Genomic DNA, 19340 nt, shown 5'->3' with positions numbered 1-19340 from the left:
TTATTCGCTGATAGTCACTTTTTCGATGATAACATCTTCGAGTGGTACATCTTGGTGCATACCGCTGCGACCGGTAGAAACGCTTTTGATTTTATCAACAACATCCATACCTTCGACCACTTCGGCAAAGACGCAGTAACCCCAGCCATCAGGGCGCTCAGATCGGAAGTTCAGGAAATCATTATCAACCACGTTAATGAAGAATTGTGCAGTTGCTGAGTGTGGATCGTTAGTACGGGCCATTGCCAAAGTACCACGGTTATTTTTCAGACCGTTATTGGCTTCGTTTTTGATAGCTGCATCAGTCGGCTTTTGTTTCATACCAGGTTCAAATCCACCACCCTGAATCATGAAACCGTTAATAACACGGTGGAAAATAGTATTATCGTAGAAGCTATTGCGGCAGTAGTTCAAGAAATTCTCAACAGTTACAGGAGCTTTATCAGCGAAAGTATTAATTACAATATCGCCAAAATTGGTATGGAAAGTCACCATAATTGAAATCCTAATAATAGTTTTGATTAACCCGGTTAGGGCATTTGGACCAGGCGGCTTTTATATCACATCTACCATAATGAGTCAGTACCTATTAGTTTCAGTAGACTATATTGATCGCTAACCTTGCAAAGCGCTTAATATCAGGTTTCAATATCCTATTGGATTATGCCATATCGAGCATTTATTGATGAGATAAGGACATAAATCCAGGATTATCAATTCGTTATTTTTAACACACGTACAGTGAATTTACGGAAAATCTCGATGCTAAAAATTTTCAATACCCTCAGCCGTCAGAAAGAAGAATTTAAACCAATTCATCCAGGGAAAGTAGGGATGTACGTGTGTGGTATCACGATTTATGACCTGTGCCATATTGGTCATGGCAGAACCTTTGTTTCTTTTGATGTGGTTGCTCGTTATCTGCGCTATCTGGGATACGATTTAACTTATGTCCGCAATGTGACCGATGTTGATGACAAAATCATCAAACGGGCGGCGGAAAACAGTGAAAGTTGTGATGATCTGACTGGCCGTATGTTGGCAGAAATGTATAAAGATTTTGATGCGCTGAATATCTTACGCCCTGATCTGGAGCCTCGTGCGACCCGGCATATCCAGGAGATTATTGCGCTGACTGAATCGTTGATAAAACGTGATCATGCTTATGTCGCAGATAATGGCGATGTTATGTTTTCTGTCGAGAGTGATCAGGATTACGGATTGCTTTCCCGCCAAGATCTCAGCCAGTTACAAGCAGGGGCGCGAGTGGAAGTGGCTGATGTTAAGCGTAACCCGATGGATTTCGTATTGTGGAAAATGTCCAAGCCTGGGGAACCAAGTTGGGAATCGCCGTGGGGAGCGGGCCGTCCGGGTTGGCATATTGAATGTTCTGCCATGAACAGTAAACAGCTAGGTAATCATTTTGATATTCATGGTGGTGGCGCTGATCTGATGTTTCCGCATCATGAAAACGAAATTGCGCAATCTACTTGTGCCCATGATGGTCCGTATGTGAATTACTGGATGCATTCAGGGATGGTGATGGTAGATAAAGAGAAGATGTCCAAATCGCTGAACAACTTCTTTACTATCCGTGACGTATTGGAATATTACGATGCAGAGACAGTGCGTTATTTCTTGTTGTCAGGCCATTACCGCAGTCAACTTAACTATACAGAAGATAACTTAAAGCAAGCTCGTACCGCACTTGAACGATTTTATACAGCTCTGCGAGGTACAGATGCTTCTGTACAGCCGGCCGGTGGCGAAGTATTTGAGGCGCGTTTCATTGACGCAATGAATGATGATTTCAATACGCCAGAGGCTTATTCGGTACTGTTTGATATAGTACGTGAAATCAACCGTTTAAAATCAGAAGATATGGATGCAGCGAATGGCTTAGCGGCTGAATTACGCAAGCTGGCGGGTATTTTAGGTTTGTTGCAACAACAGCCAGAACAATTCCTGCACCGTGGTATTCAGGCTGATGATGAAGAGATTGCGAAAATTGAAGCACTGATTAAGCAGCGTAATGATGCCCGTAAAAATAAAGATTGGCCGCTGGCAGATTCTGCTCGTAATCAGTTAAATGAGATGGGCATTGAACTGGAAGATGGGCCGCAAGGGACAAGCTGGCGTCGTAAGTAAGCCTGATAGAGTACAATTGCTTTGATAATTAAGGCTCCCTTTTAGGGAGCCTGATCCTGATTACATTATTATGATTTCTCAGGTAGTTGTACACGAATATTAATTACTCTTCCGTCTGGAATATCGCATGGCTCAGCATCATGGTAATAAACGATTTCTCCTGTGGCAGTTACGCTTTTGACACGCTTATTTTGAGCAAATTCAGGAGCGTCTTTATTTTGACGATGGTAACATTCGATGGTTATATCGCCGCTGGTTGTGTCTACCGATTCACGCACCCAAATAAGATTTAACCCGTTGCTGTCTGCCGGGATGATAGTTCCACCGTGAATTCCCCATGCGCCATCTTTGGCAAAACCGTTGCAGCCGCTGATACGATATTTCCCTGTATCTATACGCTTAACCGTCACTCCCTCAGCTTCGCTGGTTAACTCGTAAGCTCCGTCTGGATGAATATCTACAACTGGGCTGGATGCTCTGAGAATGCCGTTAGTGTCGAAGTGTGTATTTTTGTCTGTCCGAAGTTGGCTAACTTTTGTATTTCCTCCCCCATCATTTCCATGGATAAAGCTAATATCTGCATGGTCATAATGCGCGACAAATCCCGCCCATGTGTCATACATTCTTGTTACATAGCCGCATGACCACGGATATCCAATGCCACCATGATTCTCTCCAAATCTAAGTGCATGACCGCCCAGCGGCAGTGATTTTATCCATGCGGTAAAATCACTTATATTCGCTGGATTAATATGTTTTGCTTGGATAAATTCAGATCCCTCGGATTTTGCATATGCCCCAACATCCGCTGCCGTTGGTTTATTTTTTGTTGTATAAATATCAGTCCAATCTTCCTCAAAACCATAATTATCACGGGCAGAGCGATAAGCAATTCCCCGGTTTTTGTACAGCACTTTCAACTGAAAAGCGGGGCAGCTTCCAATGCCATTATTGAAATGAGCAATATGCGAAGAATCTATTCCAGGATTCAGCAAATCATATAACCCTGTGTTTGCGTTCCAAGGGACCTGATTATTAACAGTGTATCTTTCTGTTAATCCGAGCTTAAATGCCCCCACATCCGCTGCCGTTGGTTTATTTTTTGTTGTATAAATATCAGTCCAATCTTCCTCAAAGCCAAAATTATCACGGGCAGAGCGATAAGCAATTCCCCGGTTTTTGTACAGCACTTTCAATTGAAAAGCTGGGCAGCTTCCAACGCCATTATTGAAATGAGCGACATGCGAAGAATCTATTCCAGGATTCAGTAAATCATATAATCCTGTGTTTGCATTCCAGGGGACTTGATTACTAACAGTGTTGTTTCCTGTTAATCCAAGCTTAAATGCCCCCACATCTCCAGCGTTCAGACTGATATCCCCGGTTAACGCTTTTCCATTAATTTTTCTACTATTCGGTACCGCATTTTTAGCTAAATTGCCGGTTTCTGCTAAGCCGAGATTTTTCACAAACGCGTTTTTATCAAGAATGTCTGCGCCATTTTGGTTTTTTGCTAATCTGTTGTTAGCATTATCATTTACATCAGAAACAAGTTTCTGAGTGACGGCAAGTGAATTGCTGTTGCCTGTTTTATCTGTGAGTTGAACAATTCCTTTCTGAGTTAGTGAAGCACTTGGAACTTCTGTCGCAATCTTTTTTTCTAAGGCTTTATTTAACTGAGTAGTGAGTTTGACTATATCCCCATCGTCCAGAACATCATTGCCATATTGTGTCGCGATAAAATTAGCTATTGTAGACGATATTGTTGAAGATTGACGCAATACCTTGTTGAGTAAATGAGTGGTAATATTCTCTGGTGGAAATCCAGTCTTTAAAGCCGAGCTTGTTTCATACCCTTCCTGGCTTACTACGTTAGCATTATTACTAATAGAAAAAGCTTTAAAATCATTCTTGGGACTCATATACTTTCCTCAAATTAAATAATATTATTTTATAATTAACATATTGAATTATTGTAAAAATGATTCCTACCAACTCATGCCGATCATAGTCTAGTAAGGAATGAGAATAATGGAATATTCTTATATCTTATGAGGTTAACTATTTTTGTGTAATTGGCGGAAATAAAAAATTAAACATTTTATAGCTGGAAATATATCAAAGCTATTTGTATTTAATGTGTGAAATTTATACTTATATTTCCTCCTGCGGTGGCTGTCAGACGTACGGTATATTTTTTTATTTTTAGCGATTGACAAAATTGTTCAAAATAGATTGAGTTCTATTAAGTAGTCTACTATTTGACGTGGTTATTTAGTAATAGAAAATATATTGAGTTTGTTATGAATAATATGTTTTCTATATCATGAAACTCTGTTTTATGCCTATTTCTATAACTTCATATTACCAAGAATTAGAGTTACAGTGATAATTGAAAAAACTATAAAAATTATGTGATTACATGAATGCGTCTATATTAAATGGGCTGACGTGACTACAATTATATGTTAACTGTTTCGTTAAATAAGAATGCTAAGATTCTTCTTATAAAAATGCCTATACAAATTTATGAGAATTCAATGAGTATTTATTATAATTATTCTATGCTTTATCTAGAATAAAGAGACAGTTCTTGAAGGATTATTACTTCATTTTATTAATATTTGAGTGGCTATTTGTTTTAATTACAGTAATTCCAATATCTTCAAATTTCTTGATGTGATTATTGATAATGATGATGAGTTGGCGGGAAGAATATGAGTAATGATAATAATTAGCAGATTTCAGCAGCCATTGCCTCACATCTGAACCGTCTAGGTTGGTGGGACGGTAGGATAGTACTGATAAAACCAGTTAATGATTCTGCTAATTATGCTCATTTCTCCTATATCGGTACAGGCATGACTTTGAGGTCATGTGCGATGCTAAATTCTGCTTCAGTTTTTTCTCGTAGAGTCTCTAATGTGACATTTGGCGCATGTTCTTTCAGGATTAACTGACCCTGTTCAAAGCAGAAGACACCTAATTCAGTGACAATCATGCTGACTTTATTGATGGCGGTAAGTGGCAGAGTACACTGCTTGAGGATTTTTGCTGAACCGTCTTTGGTGCAATGTTTCATTGCAATGATGACTTTACGTGCACCGGTGACAAGATCCATTGCCCCTCCCATACCAAGGACCATTTTCCCCGGTATCATCCAACTGGCTAGGTTGGCATGCTGGTCAACTTGCAGCCCCCCCAGAATACAGGCATTGACGTGACCGCCTCGAATAAGGGCAAAAGAGAGGGCACTGTCAAATATGGCAGCGCCGGGCAAGATGCCACAGGGGTTTCCGCCAGCATTGACCAGATTGGGATCTATTTCTGTAATAGGTCCAAGGCCCAGTATGCCGTTTTCTGATTGGAGAGTAATATGAATGTGATCAGGCAGATAGTTCGGGACTTGCGTGGGAATACCGATGCCAAGATTAACAACATCGCCGTCTTGTAGTTCGAGAGCAGCACGGTGGGCAATAACTTGTTGAGCATTCATTATTAATTTTCTCCTGGATAAACGATGTAGTCGATCAATGCGCCAGGTGTTATCACGCAGTCTGGTGCGATTTCACCGACTTCAACCAGTTCACTCGGCTCGGCAAGTGTAATATCTGCCGCTAGGGCGATTACTGGGTTAAAATTTCGGGCACTGAGTTGGTAGGTGAGGTTGCCATGATGATCGGCAAGATGAGCTTGAATCAACGCGAGATCGGCACGTAGCGGGAGTTCCAATAAATAGTCTGTTCCATTGAGGGTGATTTTTTGTTTTCCCTCTTCTACAACAGTACCTACCCCGGTTGGGGTTAGGAATCCGCCCAGACCGGCTCCGCCGCAGCGAATACGTTCGATCAACGTTCCCAAAGGAACCAGTTCCACTTCTATTTCTCCAGCAAGCATTTTGCGTCCGGTTTCCGGATTAGTGCCAATATGTGAGGTAATGACTTTTTTCACTCTGTTATTAACCACAAGGGGGCCTATGCCGGCGTCGATACGGCCAGTATCGTTAGCAATGATGGTCAGATCTTTGATACCGGAGTTCAGTAATGTGGTGATTAAGCGGGGAGGTGTGCCTATGCCCATGAAACCGCCAACCATAATGGTCATACCGTCATAAAAATGTGCCATAACTTGTTGTATACTAATGAGTTTATTTTTCATATTAATTCCCTATATATGATATATGGATATAAGCGCTTATCTTTAAGTTTAGCAATAGGTATGCCAACCACAGGATTTAAATAAGAATATTTTATAATTAACTGAAATTTAATTAATTCTACTTATCGGGTTGAGGAAAGTGTGTTCAGGTTTATACGAACAATAAATAAGCGGCGTGCAAAATCTTGCACAGGTGTGCACGTTTTGTTTCGCCATTTCTTGAATGACAAACAGGTGATTACCCGATAATGAGAATCTCGTTAGTAATGAATGTCGGATGAGGCACGGTGTCGTTAATTGACTTCTTGCTTCATCAATTAGCCTCCGAGAAACCTCGTCGCTCAGGGTGAGGAGGAAAGGCGGTGATTGGGAGTATAGAAAGCGTTGCCGAATGGGGGAAAATGGGTAAGTGTGAGGGGTTTCTAATGGGTTTGATTCACTTTAGCCTTATAGGTGTAGGGATGATCTGGTTAATACCGAGAGATACGGCATTGTATATTAAGGCCGCACCTTTAATCTATTTTTTAAGATAATCGTAAATTAGGATTTCTGAGAGAGATAGTGATAGTGCCAATCGGATTACCGTTGCAGGTATCTTTTCCATAACTAAAATCAAAACATTTCATCTGGTCCCCGGTTTCTACCACCGTTCCATTAATTAGCGATGAAATTTTTACGGAGCATTGTATTTTTATAATTCAGTTAGTTATGGCTATGATAAAGCCATGCAATATGGATAAAGTCGAAATTTAGGATAAAGGAGAACACCAATAGAAAAAAATAAATGAAATTAAAATTTGCTAATGACCAATCAATGTGATTTAATAGCGTCACTGGTTTGGAAGTACAGACCTATTTATGAAAAGAAAGTTAAAGCAGTTCACCATTTAGCGTTATCCCCGATACCACTTCATTGCGAATTCCTTATAATTAGTATCCATAAGTAAAACTGAAAAACAGACCTCATAACGCCTTATGGCAACTTAATAAAATTAAAGGAAAATTCTATGTCTAATGCAATGACTGGCTCAGTAAAATGGTTTAACAACGATAAAGGTTTTGGCTTTATTTCCCCAAAAGATGGGAGTAAAGATGTTTTTGTCCATTATTCTGCAATTCAGAGTAATAATTTCAAAACACTGGAAGAAGGTCAGGAAGTTTCATTCTCTGTTGAGAGTGGTGCTAAAGGCCCATCCGCAGCAAATGTTATCGTATTATCTTGATTTAATTTGACTGCTTAAATCTATTAGCGACTTTACGATAGCGATGAAGGTGATATCCTGAGTAGTTAAAGTTGTTAATCAGTAAAAAACCGCTTAATTGCGGTTTTTTTGCATGGCGGTAACAGTATTTTGTTTAACTCTTTGTTTGATTATTTCGCCTTGGCAGTTTAAAGAGGAGCAAATATTGAAGCTCCCATTGAACTTATATCCCGGAAGTGGTTTGTATTTAGCGATCAAACCCGCATCAAGGAAGGCGGCAGATTTTTAGGCTGTTGGGTTGTGTTAGGTGTCAGGCGTTGCTCAATATCATCAATAAAGCGTTCTAACCAAGCTTGTAGTTCAGTTACGTCTACTTCGACCAAGGGGCGTTGTGACCACAAAATGGCTTGTCCATCCAAATCACCTTGGACATGAGCCGGCCAATGTTGCCCAAAAAGATTGTTGGCATGACTGACTTCGGGCCCTAATTCGCAGAACAACTGTAGCCAGTTGTCATGATAACAGACAATCAATACCTGAAAACGTCCATCGACTTCTAAAGTGTAGATACCATCGTCGGTAGGGGGCTCGGGCACTCCGAGTTTAGAGAACAGCGCTTCTATAAGCTGGTGATAATCGTGTGTCATCGTGTTTTAGGCTCGAAGTTGGAAACGTAGAAATTTTGTCCCAGCCCGATTTCCTTGTTGTACATGGATTTGGACCAGAAATCTTGAGAGAACCAGTTGGAGAATGAGGTTTTATCCGGGAAGTTGAACTCGCCGAAGTTAGGATCGAAGAAGGTAACACCCTTCTGGTCATCGACATAGGCGGCTACAGTGTGTCCAGCCATCTGCCCTTCAAAGCTGATCTTCTTGTAGCCTGATCCCTTATCACCTGTATCCAGGATAGCGTTTAATAGATCTTTTGTGCCTTTGCTGCCAGTTTCGCCGTTTGTATCAAGCTGGCTTCGTGGTTGGACGCCGTTCTCACTAAGCCAGGATTCCGTTATTTGACTTTGTTCGGCATAGGGGTCCATGCCATCCATCTGTAACTGTTTGATGGAAACCAGAGAGTCGATATGGAATTGACCTTTCTGGCCGCCTACGTAGAGCTGATCGAAGACACTTTCCCCTTTGGCATGAGCGCTTATCCAATGAGCTGATATGGATTCACAAACCCCGCCGGAGGTGTCACTATGTTTCATGATTTGATCCAGAAAGGTCCCCTTGGTCTGGGCGAACTTGAAGGTGATTTCGCCGCCGTGCTTACTTGCAGAATTTCGAACACTCCCTAACGTGGTGCTTACCGCAAAGTGGACAATTCGGTCCTTTATCATGCTGAACGAGAAGCGGCTCTCTTGATTCTTCTTGCCATCGGTGGTCAGTGGCGATCGAGCATGGAGTGGCCCGGTAGATTGCGTTGAATCGCCGCTGAGAGGCGCTCTAACAACCCTGGTCTGGGTGAAGAGACTTTCAGGGATTTGCCTGATAGTTCACCCTGTGGCTGATTAACGGCTGTGGTATCGAGCTGTTGGGTAGGAAATATTCTTTGGTGATTAATACCTGAAATGGGAGACAATGGTCACTCCTTAAGTGGTTTTTTTTGAGATATACGCTTGGATATTAGGTAGAGTGAATCATAATGTTTTGTCGAAATAGAGAATATTAATAACGGCAGAAGAAATTTTCACTTTCCGTCGAAAACCGGTTATCTCTTTGAGGCGTGATGGCATCGTCAACTTTGCCATTGGTTATTGATGGCTGACATCAGTGCTTCTAATTGGCTATCCAAACTGGCATCAATGATCCCGACTTCTGTTTCTAAAATACAGCCCCCTTGATCGAGACGCTCATCAGCAGTGATCTCTAAGTAGCCGATTTCAGGGAAATCTTTGTGTACCCGTGATATTTGTTCGCGAACTGTGGCGGCCTGTTCAGGATTAACGCGCAGGATAACCTGTTTCTGGTTACTGACTAATGACAGGGCCTCACGAACTATCTGTAAGGTGAGGGAAACTTGGTCATAATTCTTTAGGATTTTACGTACAGCCTGCAATACTACATTGCTCATCTGTTGTTCCACCTGCCGGTAATATTGTTGGCATTGCAACTGGGTTTGATGAATCAGGTTAGCTTGTTCTGCGCGGGCAGCATCAATGCCTGCTTGCCAACCTAACTCTTTTTGTTGCTCATACACTGCCTGCGCGTCATGTTCAATTTCTTGTGCCTGAAGCCGGGCAGCCTCAAGCAGAGATTTGGCACTGAGGCAGGTCTGATAGTCCGCTTTACGCAGTATCTGGAGTTCAGGAGACAGTTGAAGATGCTCTGTCGTTATTTTAATAAATGGTAACATTCTGTGTTCACTTGCTTAGCCAATTTGAGACACAATGCTTGTGCCAACGGTCGTTCTGCCTGGCTGATAGGCCAGGCCGCGAGGTTTTCATAAACGGGAAGCCGTAGGCTCAGGCGCTTAGCGAAATCAATAGGAGGAGGCTCCATCGCCGTTAGCCAGAACTGTAAGGCACTGGTACGAAAATAGTTTGCATTAATTTCTGGTGGTAATGAGCGCTGCCAGCCAGTCGGCCAGTTGCCGATAATGATGTCGAGATAATTTAAGCAGAAGCGATGTCCCTCTTTTCCTAGTGAGTCATGTAAGTGGCGAAGTTCTGTCGCCATCAGACAATGGCGAATAGCTTGCCCATGAAGTAAAGCTCCTAGCCAGGTAAGAAGTTGTTCTAAGCACGATTGCTCTAACAGGGCGATATTTCCCAATCCAGTTGGTAATTCATAATCCACATGTAGATCAAATTGGGTCAGCAGTAGCCCATTTAGCCTGGGAGAGTTTCGCCACTCAGGTAGGGAAGATAAGACTGCAAGCCATTCCGATAATAGATGGTCAGAATGAATATAGCTGGCAGGGCAAAACCGAAATTGATAAGGCGTTAATGCGGTTACCATTTATTGCATCCTGCTTCGGTGCCACAGGAATTGCGCCAGATTACTGACAAATAATAAGGCTAACAATAGTACCAACACTCCAAGCAGACGTCCCTGTGACTCTTCAGTCACTTGGATAGAGAACAGCGTGGAGTAGCGTGGTGCCAGCGGTACCTGACGCACGCCCGCTGCGGGCACTAATACGACACTGATCCGATCATAACTCAACCCTTCAATGCTGTTATTAACCAGTTGCTTGATCTGAGGAATGTAAGTGTCGAGTTGCACATCCGCTGCGTGCTTGATAAACACCGAGGAAGAGGCTGGCGATAGTTTTTTACCTAGTCTGTCTTGCTCCTCGGGTAAAACAACATGTACCCGTGCTACCAGTACACCATCGATCTCAGAAAGTGTTCGAGCAATCTCCTGTGCTTTGGCGAAATTAAGCCGTGCTCGCTCCTCTATTGGTGAAGAGATAAGGCCGTCTTTAGGGAAGACATCTTGTAACGAGGAAAAGCTTTCCCGTGGATATCCTTTACGCTTGAGTACCTCAACAGCTTGGGCGATATCAGACTCTTCGACTAACAGCTTGATATTGCCATCTTTGTCTGGCTGCTTATCAGAGGAAATGCCCGCTTCCCTGAGCAAGGCTAACATTTCGTTGCCTTCTTTTTGGCTAACTCCGGTGTAGAGTTCGATTTTACAGCCAGTTAGCATCAGGACAGCGAGCATGACGCAGATTATATAGTGTTTCTTCACAGCTCCTCACTGGGCTTTCATTAGGGTTTCAATGTTTTGATTGAGTCGTCCTACCGTTTTGGCAATCAGCTCTTCTTGCAGGGTGATCCGCATTAGAGACCACTGCATTTGCATCAGGCTGTTAGGATCACTGCCAGGGACTGCTAGCTGTGCTTCCAGCTCCTGTTTCGCCTGAGTGAATTGTTGTCTGAGCTGACCCAGTTCATTGATCAGATTGCTTTCAATCCCCTGATCTTGATTGGACATAGCAAGTTCAAAATGCGCAACATTTTCGGCACTGGCCTGAGATGTGTTGAGTTCATCCAGGCTGGTTATCAGTGTCTCACTTATCTGTGGTAGATCCATTATTCCTCCAAATTTGAGGTAGGTTGAGTTTATTTAGGTTGTCTATCCCTGTTTCACTGTGTTGTGGCTGATCCATTATTCTTCCAAATCAGGTTTGTGTGAGTTTCGTATCAGGTTATCCACCATACCGTTACGGGGGATCAGTGTTTTCAACTCTTGCCGGATAAGGTCACTCAGGTACTCATTGCCCGGAATAGTCTCAATCTTGCCAAGTACCTTGAGGAAAACCGTCTCCTGTTGTCGACCCGTAGGGGCGAATTCACGAACAATCGCTCTCAGTTCTGGCATATCCAGTGGCGGATTGACGGGCAATGTCAGGCCGCCAAACTGTGACCATAGCCGCTCTTGTACCGGAGCGATCAGCTTGTCTTCTAACTGAGCACGTTGGGCGGGCTGTTTATCAGATGTTGAAGCTTGATACCACTGCCATGTCACTTGGCGCTGTGTTGCTGGATCAAAATCGCCTAAAACGTTTTCCAGCGATTCGCCCTGTAGCCAGCGTTGTTGGCGCTCTTTCAGCATTTGCTGATCCGGCGTGGTTTCCAGTGTTTGCTCAAAGCTGAGTTGGTGCCTGGAGCTGACCGAAGGCTGTACCGTTGGTTGCGGCACGGTGTTATGGGATGGCCCTTCAATCCTATTCATGAGCCAGTTGTTCCCGCATGCCATCAACGAAGGAGAGCAATTGTGGATCGTCACTGCCAGCCATTCGCGTCAGTCTTTGTTCTAGGGCTGATGCCAGTCCCAGACGCCATTCACACAACGCTAACCAAGGTTCCAAACTAGGCCAGGGAAGGTCCCGGCCAAAATCCAGAGCCTGTTGATATTTGCCTTGGTTCGTCAAAGAAGAGAGCCGAATCAGGTTTGCGGCTTCTTGCCCTTCCTCGTCTGACATCAGCCAGTCGGCAATAATATTGGCTTCGTCATGGCAGTGATGGCCGCTTCCAACCAGAGCAATATCTGCCAGTAGTCCTTTGAGTGAACGTGTCATGATTAGATCTTCTGTAATATTCCCTGCATCAGGTCTTTCATGGACCGGGTGACAGTAGAGTTAATGTTGTAGATGACCGACCATTTGTTAATCTTGTGTTGTAAATCAGCTAGCAGAGCTGGGTTGTCGGGACCCTTGCTGAGTTCGGTGATTGCATCATTGACGTCTGTGTTGGCTTGGTTAGCTTGTGTCTTTAACTGATCAGCAACCTTGTCGAGGGTATTAACTGTTGTTGCGGAAGTGAAAATTTGGGCCATGATGGTCTCCTTCTGTTGTGTTAAGTATTGTGATTGCGGCTTGGATGGCATCAGCCTCCAGTTGCCATTGTTGGTATTCTTGTACGGAACCGCCACGTCTCAGGTGTTGCTTGATATCGTTCAGCGCCTGAGAAAGGCGATGTTGCATTTCGTTGACATAAGTGGGATCAGCACCAAACAGTCGTGCTTCCAGGGATGTCATCATGAAGCTGGGCTCCTGTTAAGTTTGACGATAAATTGTTGCTTACCCTTGGTAATAACAATCGCATCTTGACGGATGTCCTCGATGATTAAACCGTTTTCTGTGGTTGCTCCAACCGGGTAACGCAGGTTGTTTTTGAGTACCACATAGGGCACACGTCCGAGAGAAACGGCCCGGACGTCGAAATTGAGCTCATCATTGCGGGTGAGCTGCTTATTATTCAGTAATACCAGTGCCGGCTGGTTGCCGAACTCTTGCTTAAATACCTGTTGTAAGCGGTAGAAGTTATGCGTTTGGTGTTCATCCAGTTGACCTATGAACTCGATACGATCATTTTTATCCTTGTAGGTCAGCGTGTCAGGTAAATCATGTTTAGCTAATAACATATCCAGTCGCTTGAGGTGGTTACCGGTGAACCGCGTCTGGTTTTCTATACCAAGCAAACCCGGAACATCACGTTTGAGTAGTGACTCGATATCGTTCCATTGCTGGCTGGTATCAGTGACTTCGCCTATAAGGCGGATCCAACCGGGTTGTTTACCATCGCTACTTTGGATCTGGGCATAGCCTAATTTTTGTAAAATGAAATCTACCCCCTGACGTAACTCTTCCATAGTACGTAACTCCAGCCGATAACTGAGAGAGTGGGTATCGAGATACTGTTGCAGGGCCAGCCGTTGGTGGTTGAGAGCCACATAACCTTTGAGCAACGGCGGCCCGTGATTGGGCATCATTTGTACTCTCACCTGGCGATAGGCTGAATCACTACTGAGAAAACGGCGTAGTTCTTGCTCGGCCATACCGTTGGACATGTTGCTTCTTTGCCATCCTTCATGTCCAAGCAGCGCCAGGAAACCAAGTGCCAGTACCAGACAAAGTATCAACATTCCACCAGCTACCCGACTATGATTTTGTCTGGCAGGACGCTGTGGTGTGACCGCGGGTTCAGCCAGTTGGTTTGGGAATATATGTTGTTGGTCACAAAAAGCCCACAATAACGGGCCAGCCTCCTGACGGGCCAGCGCTTGCAATGTCGCACCCGGTGACAGCGGTTCGCCATTCTGACTTGGTGCGACTTCCCCGGCCCATTCCAACAGGCGAATTGAGTCTGGTTCGACTTCTAAGATCAGGTGCACAGGAGCAACATCTTCATCCACCAGAACGATATCTGCCTGTAGGGGGTCTGAGCCGATGGCTAAACGCCCCTCAGCTAAATTGACCTCAATACTTTTATTCAGTCCGCGGTAAAAGCGAATTTTCCAACTCATCTATTCGCCTTATTTTGTACACGAACACACCAGGTTTCTTTCAGTGAACATTGCTGTTCAATGACTCGCCATCCGTAAGTGTTACCCATTCGGCATGAGTCTAAAAACGAGCTTTTACCCGCTTGCCGTAGCGTTTCTTGTATTTGACGAGCCGAGGATAATGGTTGGCACTGTGCACTCCCTAGAACTTTACCCAACGATAAGCTCTGATTAGAGATATCCTGTGTTGCCAGTAATCCAGGGCGTAGATCTTGTCCGTTACCAAGAGCCAGATAATGGGCTATCCCACTATCAATCAGACGTGGCTCAATAATGAATAGCCGTACTGATCGCCGAACTTGCTCACTGGTATTGCGAAACAAGACACCCAGGTAGGGGATATCGCCTAAAAATGGCACCTTGCGTGTTATTTGACTCATTTCGTCGCGGTAGATGCCACCAATCAGCAGACTTTGCCCATGTCCAACTCTGGCAACGGTATCGACAACGGTTCGGCTGATAGTCGGGATGCCATCCTGTCCTGAGCTATTAGGTTTCTGGTTACCATCCTCAATATGCAGGTCTAAACTGATTTCAGGAGAATCTCCTACTTGGATGACTCTGGGGATCATGCGTAGCATAGTGCCATAGGTAAGGCTTTTAAGCTCGGCAACCCGTTCGCCATTAACTTTCACGTAGTAGGTTTCATTGTTGTCAATGACTGCTTGTGTATTCTCCTGCGTTAAAAGCGTTGGGCGGGAAATCACCTGAGCGCTTCCTTTACTCTCTAGCAAGGTTATTTTGGCGAGCAGGTAATCCAGGCCACGGCGATCGACCAGGCTCCCTAATGCGGCTGAACCGAGGTTTTCACCTTTTTCTTTGCTCTCTCTTTTTTCCCTGGCAGAAGTTGTGATATCAATGATATGGCGAGGCCCGGTGTTGATTCCGACTTGCCAGTCAACTCCCAGTTCTGAAAGGTTGTTTGCGTCGATGTCGACGATGGAAAGGGCAACTTCAATCCGGGCGGAGGGTTTATCCAGTGCGTTGATCAAATGGGCGTACATGGACATCCTTTCCGGGTTATCCCGTACAATGATGGCATTTAGGGAGGGTTCTGCTTGTACGACCGCACGGCTTGAGTAGCTTTCTCCCATAGAAGAAGATGCTTCACCAGTAACAGCGGTCACATTGGTATCACTGAGCAGGCGGGAGAGAATGGTGGCTATGCCCGGCGCCTCAATACTGGTATCACGATACTGGATCTTGCGATCGACCACTGAGGCGTATTTGAGCGGGAAAATTTCCACTGTCAAGGCACCCGTTTTTTCGCTACGCAGCAATGACTGCTGTTCCAGTGCGGATGTAGTCTGATCAACCAGTTCAAGATAACGAGGAGGGCCTGATACGTAAACCAGTTGGTTGCCTGGATCAGGACGCCAGCCAAAGCGTGGCTCCCAAATACCGGAACGTTTTAGGGCTTGCTGTAACTCCGTTGCGTTGGTTCGTTCAAGTTTAAGCAAGCGCGATTGTATTTCACTGTTTTTGAATACATAAAGCACACTCCCGTCGTAGTACCAGACCAGATTATAGAGAGAGGATAAATGTTGCAGGAATTCCTGAGGAGTGTCCTGCTCAAAATGGCCGTTAACTTGATCGGTCACCTTGTCGCTGACAACCACTGATGCTTCATAGTTGGCGCCGAAATTAACCAGTACATCCCGCAAGCTTTCTCCTTTTGCCAGATAGTTATAAGGCGCAGGAAACCAATCCAGATCTTGGCTATAAGCAGAAGGGAGCATCACACCGCTGATACTCAACGACAACAGTAGGGAACGGCATAGCCTTTGGAATGGTTTCATGGTTGCCATATTGCCTGTTTCCATTGAGGGGCGGATTGGGTTTCCGACAATAAAGCCATGATTTGTTCCAGTAGATCGATGTGCAGAGTTAGCATCTGTTCCAGTATTTGAATATCCAAACTATCAAGGTCAAGGCGTGCTTCCAGAATAAGATTCTCTGATTCATCTAAGGTCAGTGCGTGGGGAGCATGGCGTCCCCAGCACGTAACTTGTTGCAATAGTGTTTTCAGTAATTCAGCGCCTGACGGATCTTTTGGGTTATGGCGCCAGCTCAGCGGGCTGGATAACACAAGTTCAGTTCCCTGTTGGCGAAAAAACAGGTTGTAGTTATCAATGTGCAAATGGTAATGCCCTTGTCTATCGGAAACAAAAGGCTTCTGGCCTAAGTGACTGGCCAAATGATTGAGTAGAATTTGCATGTTTCCTCTAAATAATTAGGTCGTCGATTGCCAGTAAAAATTGTCCTGTGGCAGGCACAGAAAATGGGCACAAAGCCATTTTTTCAAGTGAGTAGCTTCCTCGGTGTCATGCTCTAAAGTAGTCAACCACGCCCAACAGGATGACAGTGCTTCGGGAACCGGCATAAAAGCGGTTAGGTCGCCGCCAGTCTGGAGCGCATCTAGCCCAGTAAACCAGTTGGGCCATGCTTCGCGAGCCTGGGTTTCCGTTGTCAACAGCCGTTTTTCTAATAGTTGCTTGCGTTGATTAAGCGCTGCTTGCAAAGATGTAACCTCTTTATGATATTGTTCCCGGCATTGAGACGAGACGCTTTCGGCTTGCTGCCAAAAATGCGCTTTAGCACGCAGTTGCCGTTCTTGGATCTGTAACTGATCAAATTCAGTGAACCAGAAGTCTATCTCTGGCTCCAACAAACGGAGCCACCAGTCAAATAGCGGCTGTAATACCCAGTGCTGTAAAAGATGTCTGTCAGCTAGGTTTATGCGGTCACCCAGCACCTTATTCCAGTCACATTCCGGTTCCGCCGCCGCTCTAATGAGCTGTTGTAGGTCATCACGCCGCAAAGCTTGCCCGCAATTTAACCGTCTACGAAACCAGACGGACTTGATCAAGCTTTCCAGCAGATGTCTGGGTAGCAAACGTTGTAATAAAATAAACTGTTGGCTATTGATAATGTCTCTATTCTGATACTGAATAGCCGATGATTTTCCGAGTAATTGATCCCGGCGTGGAATTCCCGACTGCGTGACAGAGATCTTGCGGCCGAGAAACATGCTGGTTCGAGTCTGATTATGGTCTTGCTGGCTCATGCTATGCTCATCTTGCTGCTAGTCACTCTTGTCGATTAAATTAGGGATGGCCTTATTTTATCTGTCAGGCCAACGGTTAACTTGTAAAAAACGTCAGATTATTTTAGCCAATCGTTACTCTTTGCCATACCTGGCTCGACTGGGCGTGCAATTAAAGCGTCTCCGATAGCTTTGAGTGAAGTAGGATTGGCTGGAAAATCCTGCTTCCATCGAGATATTAACAATACTCATCTCGCTATTGAGTAGTAGTTGATGTGCATAAAGAATACGGCGTTCACTGATCCAAGCGCGTGGTGATATTCCGTATACCGAACGGAATAGCTCCTTGAAGGTGGTTAATCCCATACCAAATTCTTTAGCGAATTCACTGAGTTTCCACTCCTTAAGGTAGTGATTTTCCATAAAACTCTGTAAACGTTCCACTTGGCGATTGCTCAATTGTCGTAATACTGACATGAGCAAAGTACCTTGTTCTCCAAATGCTAATAACAATAGCAGTTCTTCTGTTCTGAGTTGACCCAGCGCTGTAGGATAATCATGAGCCAATAGATCGACCAGCCCATTTATACTTTGAGATAACAAAGGGGATGAGGTAAATGCAATTAATTCGGGTGTTGACATGTTGTGCCGCTCGACTTCACTGAGCAGAGTACCAAAGCGTTGCAGAAACCCGTGGAGGAAAGTCGTACTCAGAGGCAACCAGAGTAGTTTGCAAGTATCGCTACGCGTTTTTGCTGCATAACTGCCACGACGAACAAAAAGCAGCTCATTGTGGGAGATATCGTAGGTATTGGTGCTGTCCTGCCATGTCATTTCACCTTCGAGCAGGATATATATCCCTTCTTGGGGGTGCTCTATAACGTTAAAGGCAGGCATGCTACGCTGGAGTAGTGAGATATCCATTCCCTTCCCTGATGTTGTGATGCCGTTCATTCTATTGTCCTGGATCTGTTGGTGTTATGTTTTAAAAATACAAATTACATTATTATTAGTAGATATTTTCTTTGGTTTCGCTGCCTGGAATAGACAGTGAAAAATAATTTTACGTATTTAACCTGATGGTTAACTATAGCATCTTTTAATTAAAATGATTTTTGCTAGTGGGCCTATAATGTTCTTTGGTCCGGATACTGTATTATTCTCACGTTTTATAAACGTTTTATAAACGAAGAGTGAAAAGGGTCAGTTTTTTGCACGATAACGATTGCCTATAAATTTTGCACCCTTAGTTATAAAGTTATACCCTATGGATTTCAAGATGCATCGCGACGGCAAGGGAGTGAATCCTTGGGAGCATAGATAACTATGTGACCTGGGTGAGCGAGTGCAGCCAACAAAGAGGCAACTTGAAAGATGACGGGTATATAAACCGAGTCTTTTGTCTTGACTGATATTGATAGTTATCTCCTTTTATTCAGGAAATCTATTAGTGATTCATAATACGTTAGTAATTGTAATGAATGATAGCTAGAGTAATATTAACGAATTAGCAGGTGTGGAAATCAGCGCAAAGTGAAATCCAAATAGCTACGTGTAATATAAATCACTTAATAATAAATTCAATCTGGTTTCAGCTATTTGATCCATCGATAAAAATAGAAAATCCACCCAATTGAATTGGATTGTTTATTATAATATTGTTTAAGCAATGTTAGGTTATTAGCAGTAATTTTTATTTATATTAAATTTGTTGTTATTATGTGATTAAAGCGTAACGCTTAAGAAACAAATATATACCCTTCATTCCGCACCTAATTCAGGAATAAACCGCTTTATATTGTACGCCTAATAAACTCAAAAGCTCATGGTGGTAAGATTGCATTCCTGTCACCATTTTATGTTCTTGAAATTCAAAGGTGCTGATCCCTTCAAAGGCCAGAAACACCCAACGCGCGGTGGGGGATTGTGTCGGTTTGTTCTTCATATCGGGGAAAAACGGCACACTTTGTTTCAATTCATGGCGAATTTTAT

General features: G+C 43.9%; 22 protein-coding genes and 1 pseudogene. 2 read left to right on the top strand and 21 right to left on the bottom strand.

All coding sequences use genetic code 11. The features are described 5' to 3' along the window. Window positions 1–495, bottom strand: a complete 495-nt coding sequence (gene ppiB, locus CKY02_RS05460; protein WP_112877985.1) for a peptidylprolyl isomerase B — start codon at window positions 493–495, stop codon at window positions 1–3. A 267-nt stretch (window positions 496–762) separates the two neighbouring features. Between ppiB and cysS the strand changes: the two genes are divergently transcribed. Continuing rightward, entirely contained in the window at window positions 763–2148 is a 1386-nt protein-coding gene (cysS, locus tag CKY02_RS05455; protein ID WP_112894515.1) for a cysteine--tRNA ligase, read from the top strand. A 68-nt stretch (window positions 2149–2216) separates the two neighbouring features. On the opposite strand, the gene CKY02_RS05450 is transcribed toward cysS, so the two are convergent. The 3 genes from CKY02_RS05450 to atoD form a co-directional block, all read right to left on the bottom strand. Then, entirely contained in the window at window positions 2217–4070 is a 1854-nt protein-coding gene (locus CKY02_RS05450) for a phage tail protein (protein ID WP_112894514.1), read from the bottom strand. A 923-nt stretch (window positions 4071–4993) separates the two neighbouring features. Next, complete coding sequence (locus CKY02_RS05445; protein WP_112894513.1) at window positions 4994–5644, bottom strand: CoA transferase subunit B; 651 nt, start codon at window positions 5642–5644, stop codon at window positions 4994–4996. Between the two features lie 2 nt (window positions 5645–5646). Then, window positions 5647–6306, bottom strand: a complete 660-nt coding sequence (gene atoD, locus CKY02_RS05440) for an acetate CoA-transferase subunit alpha (RefSeq protein ID WP_112894512.1) — start codon at window positions 6304–6306, stop codon at window positions 5647–5649. Between the two features lie 1007 nt (window positions 6307–7313). On the opposite strand from atoD, the gene cspE reads away from it, so the two are divergent. Next, window positions 7314–7529: a transcription antiterminator/RNA stability regulator CspE gene (gene cspE / locus CKY02_RS05435; protein WP_112879015.1), complete on the top strand. Its 216-nt coding sequence runs from the start codon at window positions 7314–7316 to the stop codon at window positions 7527–7529. A gap of 233 nt (window positions 7530–7762) precedes the next feature. Here the strand turns inward: cspE and CKY02_RS05430 are convergent, their stop codons facing one another. The 17 genes and pseudogenes from CKY02_RS05430 to CKY02_RS05355 all read right to left on the bottom strand — a co-directional run. Next, entirely contained in the window at window positions 7763–8155 is a 393-nt protein-coding gene (locus CKY02_RS05430; protein ID WP_112894511.1) for a CesT family type III secretion system chaperone, read from the bottom strand. Continuing rightward, entirely contained in the window at window positions 8152–8844 is a 693-nt protein-coding gene (locus CKY02_RS05425; protein WP_240002007.1) for a YopT-type cysteine protease domain-containing protein, read from the bottom strand. The genes CKY02_RS05430 and CKY02_RS05425 overlap by 4 nt, the downstream gene beginning before the upstream one ends. A 44-nt stretch (window positions 8845–8888) precedes the next feature. Further along, window positions 8889–9086, bottom strand: a complete 198-nt coding sequence (locus CKY02_RS25560; protein ID WP_240002006.1) for a hypothetical protein — start codon at window positions 9084–9086, stop codon at window positions 8889–8891. 156 nt (window positions 9087–9242) lie between these two features. Further along, complete coding sequence (locus CKY02_RS05420) at window positions 9243–9860, bottom strand: HrpE/YscL family type III secretion apparatus protein (protein ID WP_112894510.1); 618 nt, start codon at window positions 9858–9860, stop codon at window positions 9243–9245. After that, a complete protein-coding gene (locus CKY02_RS05415) occupies window positions 9839–10465 on the bottom strand; it encodes a Yop proteins translocation protein K (protein ID WP_112894509.1) in 627 nt (208 codons plus the stop codon). Before CKY02_RS05415 ends, CKY02_RS05420 begins: the two co-directional genes overlap by 22 nt. Then, on the bottom strand, window positions 10466–11203 hold the full coding sequence (sctJ, locus tag CKY02_RS05410) for a type III secretion system inner membrane ring lipoprotein SctJ (RefSeq protein WP_275658147.1): 738 nt from the start codon (window positions 11201–11203) through the stop codon (window positions 10466–10468). It abuts the gene before it with no gap. A gap of 6 nt (window positions 11204–11209) precedes the next feature. Further along, window positions 11210–11548: a type III secretion system inner rod subunit SctI gene (sctI, locus tag CKY02_RS05405; protein WP_112894508.1), complete on the bottom strand. Its 339-nt coding sequence runs from the start codon at window positions 11546–11548 to the stop codon at window positions 11210–11212. A gap of 75 nt (window positions 11549–11623) precedes the next feature. After that, window positions 11624–12190: a YopR family T3SS polymerization control protein gene (locus tag CKY02_RS05400; protein ID WP_112894507.1), complete on the bottom strand. Its 567-nt coding sequence runs from the start codon at window positions 12188–12190 to the stop codon at window positions 11624–11626. Next, the gene (locus CKY02_RS05395; protein WP_112894506.1) at window positions 12183–12536 is read right to left on the bottom strand and encodes a YscG family type III secretion system chaperone; all 354 of its coding nucleotides are present in this window, start codon (window positions 12534–12536) and stop codon (window positions 12183–12185) included. The genes CKY02_RS05400 and CKY02_RS05395 overlap by 8 nt, the downstream gene beginning before the upstream one ends. 2 nt (window positions 12537–12538) lie before the next feature. Further along, window positions 12539–12793: a type III secretion system needle filament subunit SctF gene (sctF, locus tag CKY02_RS05390; RefSeq protein ID WP_112894505.1), complete on the bottom strand. Its 255-nt coding sequence runs from the start codon at window positions 12791–12793 to the stop codon at window positions 12539–12541. Beyond that, entirely contained in the window at window positions 12759–12998 is a 240-nt protein-coding gene (locus CKY02_RS05385) for an EscE/YscE/SsaE family type III secretion system needle protein co-chaperone (RefSeq protein ID WP_112894504.1), read from the bottom strand. Before CKY02_RS05385 ends, sctF begins: the two co-directional genes overlap by 35 nt. Next, on the bottom strand, window positions 12995–14263 hold the full coding sequence (gene sctD / locus CKY02_RS05380; RefSeq protein ID WP_112894503.1) for a type III secretion system inner membrane ring subunit SctD: 1269 nt from the start codon (window positions 14261–14263) through the stop codon (window positions 12995–12997). Before sctD ends, CKY02_RS05385 begins: the two co-directional genes overlap by 4 nt. Then, window positions 14260–16110: a type III secretion system outer membrane ring subunit SctC gene (gene sctC / locus CKY02_RS05375; protein ID WP_275658204.1), complete on the bottom strand. Its 1851-nt coding sequence runs from the start codon at window positions 16108–16110 to the stop codon at window positions 14260–14262. The genes sctD and sctC overlap by 4 nt, the downstream gene beginning before the upstream one ends. Beyond that, complete coding sequence (locus CKY02_RS05370; protein ID WP_112894502.1) at window positions 16098–16520, bottom strand: YscB family type III secretion system chaperone; 423 nt, start codon at window positions 16518–16520, stop codon at window positions 16098–16100. The genes sctC and CKY02_RS05370 overlap by 13 nt, the downstream gene beginning before the upstream one ends. 15 nt (window positions 16521–16535) lie before the next feature. Beyond that, window positions 16536–17369 (bottom strand): T3SS regulon anti-activator ExsD domain-containing protein, encoded by an 834-nt coding sequence (locus CKY02_RS05365; protein ID WP_112879027.1) that lies wholly within the window; start codon window positions 17367–17369, stop codon window positions 16536–16538. Between the two features lie 114 nt (window positions 17370–17483). After that, on the bottom strand, window positions 17484–18302 hold the full coding sequence (locus tag CKY02_RS05360; RefSeq protein ID WP_112879028.1) for a helix-turn-helix transcriptional regulator: 819 nt from the start codon (window positions 18300–18302) through the stop codon (window positions 17484–17486). An 823-nt stretch (window positions 18303–19125) separates the two neighbouring features. After that, window positions 19126–19340: pseudogene (locus tag CKY02_RS05355) on the bottom strand (IS1634 family transposase); the annotation flags it as partial.

Origin of the sequence: Photorhabdus bodei, assembly GCF_003287735.1 — a bacterium.
Lineage (GTDB): Bacteria > Pseudomonadota > Gammaproteobacteria > Enterobacterales > Enterobacteriaceae > Photorhabdus > Photorhabdus kayaii.
This window is presented reverse-complemented; position numbering and strand designations above follow the sequence as displayed.

What these genes read in the sequence shown, in the direction of transcription:
- CKY02_RS05450 (WP_112894514.1), bottom strand. Translation starts at nt 4,070, where the DNA reads ATGAGTCCCAAGAATGATTTTAAAGCTTTTTCTATTAGTAATAATGCT.
- sctC (WP_275658204.1), bottom strand. Translation starts at nt 16,110, where the DNA reads ATGGCAACCATGAAACCATTCCAAAGGCTATGCCGTTCCCTACTGTTG.
- sctD (WP_112894503.1), bottom strand. Translation starts at nt 14,263, where the DNA reads ATGAGTTGGAAAATTCGCTTTTACCGCGGACTGAATAAAAGTATTGAG.
- CKY02_RS05415 (WP_112894509.1), bottom strand. Translation starts at nt 10,465, where the DNA reads ATGGTAACCGCATTAACGCCTTATCAATTTCGGTTTTGCCCTGCCAGC.
- sctF (WP_112894505.1), bottom strand. Translation starts at nt 12,793, where the DNA reads ATGGCCCAAATTTTCACTTCCGCAACAACAGTTAATACCCTCGACAAG.
- CKY02_RS05425 (WP_240002007.1), bottom strand. Translation starts at nt 8,844, where the DNA reads ATGATAAAGGACCGAATTGTCCACTTTGCGGTAAGCACCACGTTAGGG.
- CKY02_RS05385 (WP_112894504.1), bottom strand. Translation starts at nt 12,998, where the DNA reads ATGATGACATCCCTGGAAGCACGACTGTTTGGTGCTGATCCCACTTAT.
- sctI (WP_112894508.1), bottom strand. Translation starts at nt 11,548, where the DNA reads ATGGATCTACCACAGATAAGTGAGACACTGATAACCAGCCTGGATGAA.
- CKY02_RS05360 (WP_112879028.1), bottom strand. Translation starts at nt 18,302, where the DNA reads ATGAACGGCATCACAACATCAGGGAAGGGAATGGATATCTCACTACTC.
- CKY02_RS05395 (WP_112894506.1), bottom strand. Translation starts at nt 12,536, where the DNA reads ATGACACGTTCACTCAAAGGACTACTGGCAGATATTGCTCTGGTTGGA.
- CKY02_RS05365 (WP_112879027.1), bottom strand. Translation starts at nt 17,369, where the DNA reads ATGAGCCAGCAAGACCATAATCAGACTCGAACCAGCATGTTTCTCGGC.
- atoD (WP_112894512.1), bottom strand. Translation starts at nt 6,306, where the DNA reads ATGAAAAATAAACTCATTAGTATACAACAAGTTATGGCACATTTTTAT.
- CKY02_RS05420 (WP_112894510.1), bottom strand. Translation starts at nt 9,860, where the DNA reads ATGTTACCATTTATTAAAATAACGACAGAGCATCTTCAACTGTCTCCT.
- cspE (WP_112879015.1), top strand. Translation starts at nt 7,314, where the DNA reads ATGTCTAATGCAATGACTGGCTCAGTAAAATGGTTTAACAACGATAAA.
- CKY02_RS05370 (WP_112894502.1), bottom strand. Translation starts at nt 16,520, where the DNA reads ATGCAAATTCTACTCAATCATTTGGCCAGTCACTTAGGCCAGAAGCCT.
- CKY02_RS05400 (WP_112894507.1), bottom strand. Translation starts at nt 12,190, where the DNA reads ATGAATAGGATTGAAGGGCCATCCCATAACACCGTGCCGCAACCAACG.
- CKY02_RS05430 (WP_112894511.1), bottom strand. Translation starts at nt 8,155, where the DNA reads ATGACACACGATTATCACCAGCTTATAGAAGCGCTGTTCTCTAAACTC.
- ppiB (WP_112877985.1), bottom strand. Translation starts at nt 495, where the DNA reads ATGGTGACTTTCCATACCAATTTTGGCGATATTGTAATTAATACTTTC.
- cysS (WP_112894515.1), top strand. Translation starts at nt 763, where the DNA reads ATGCTAAAAATTTTCAATACCCTCAGCCGTCAGAAAGAAGAATTTAAA.
- CKY02_RS05445 (WP_112894513.1), bottom strand. Translation starts at nt 5,644, where the DNA reads ATGAATGCTCAACAAGTTATTGCCCACCGTGCTGCTCTCGAACTACAA.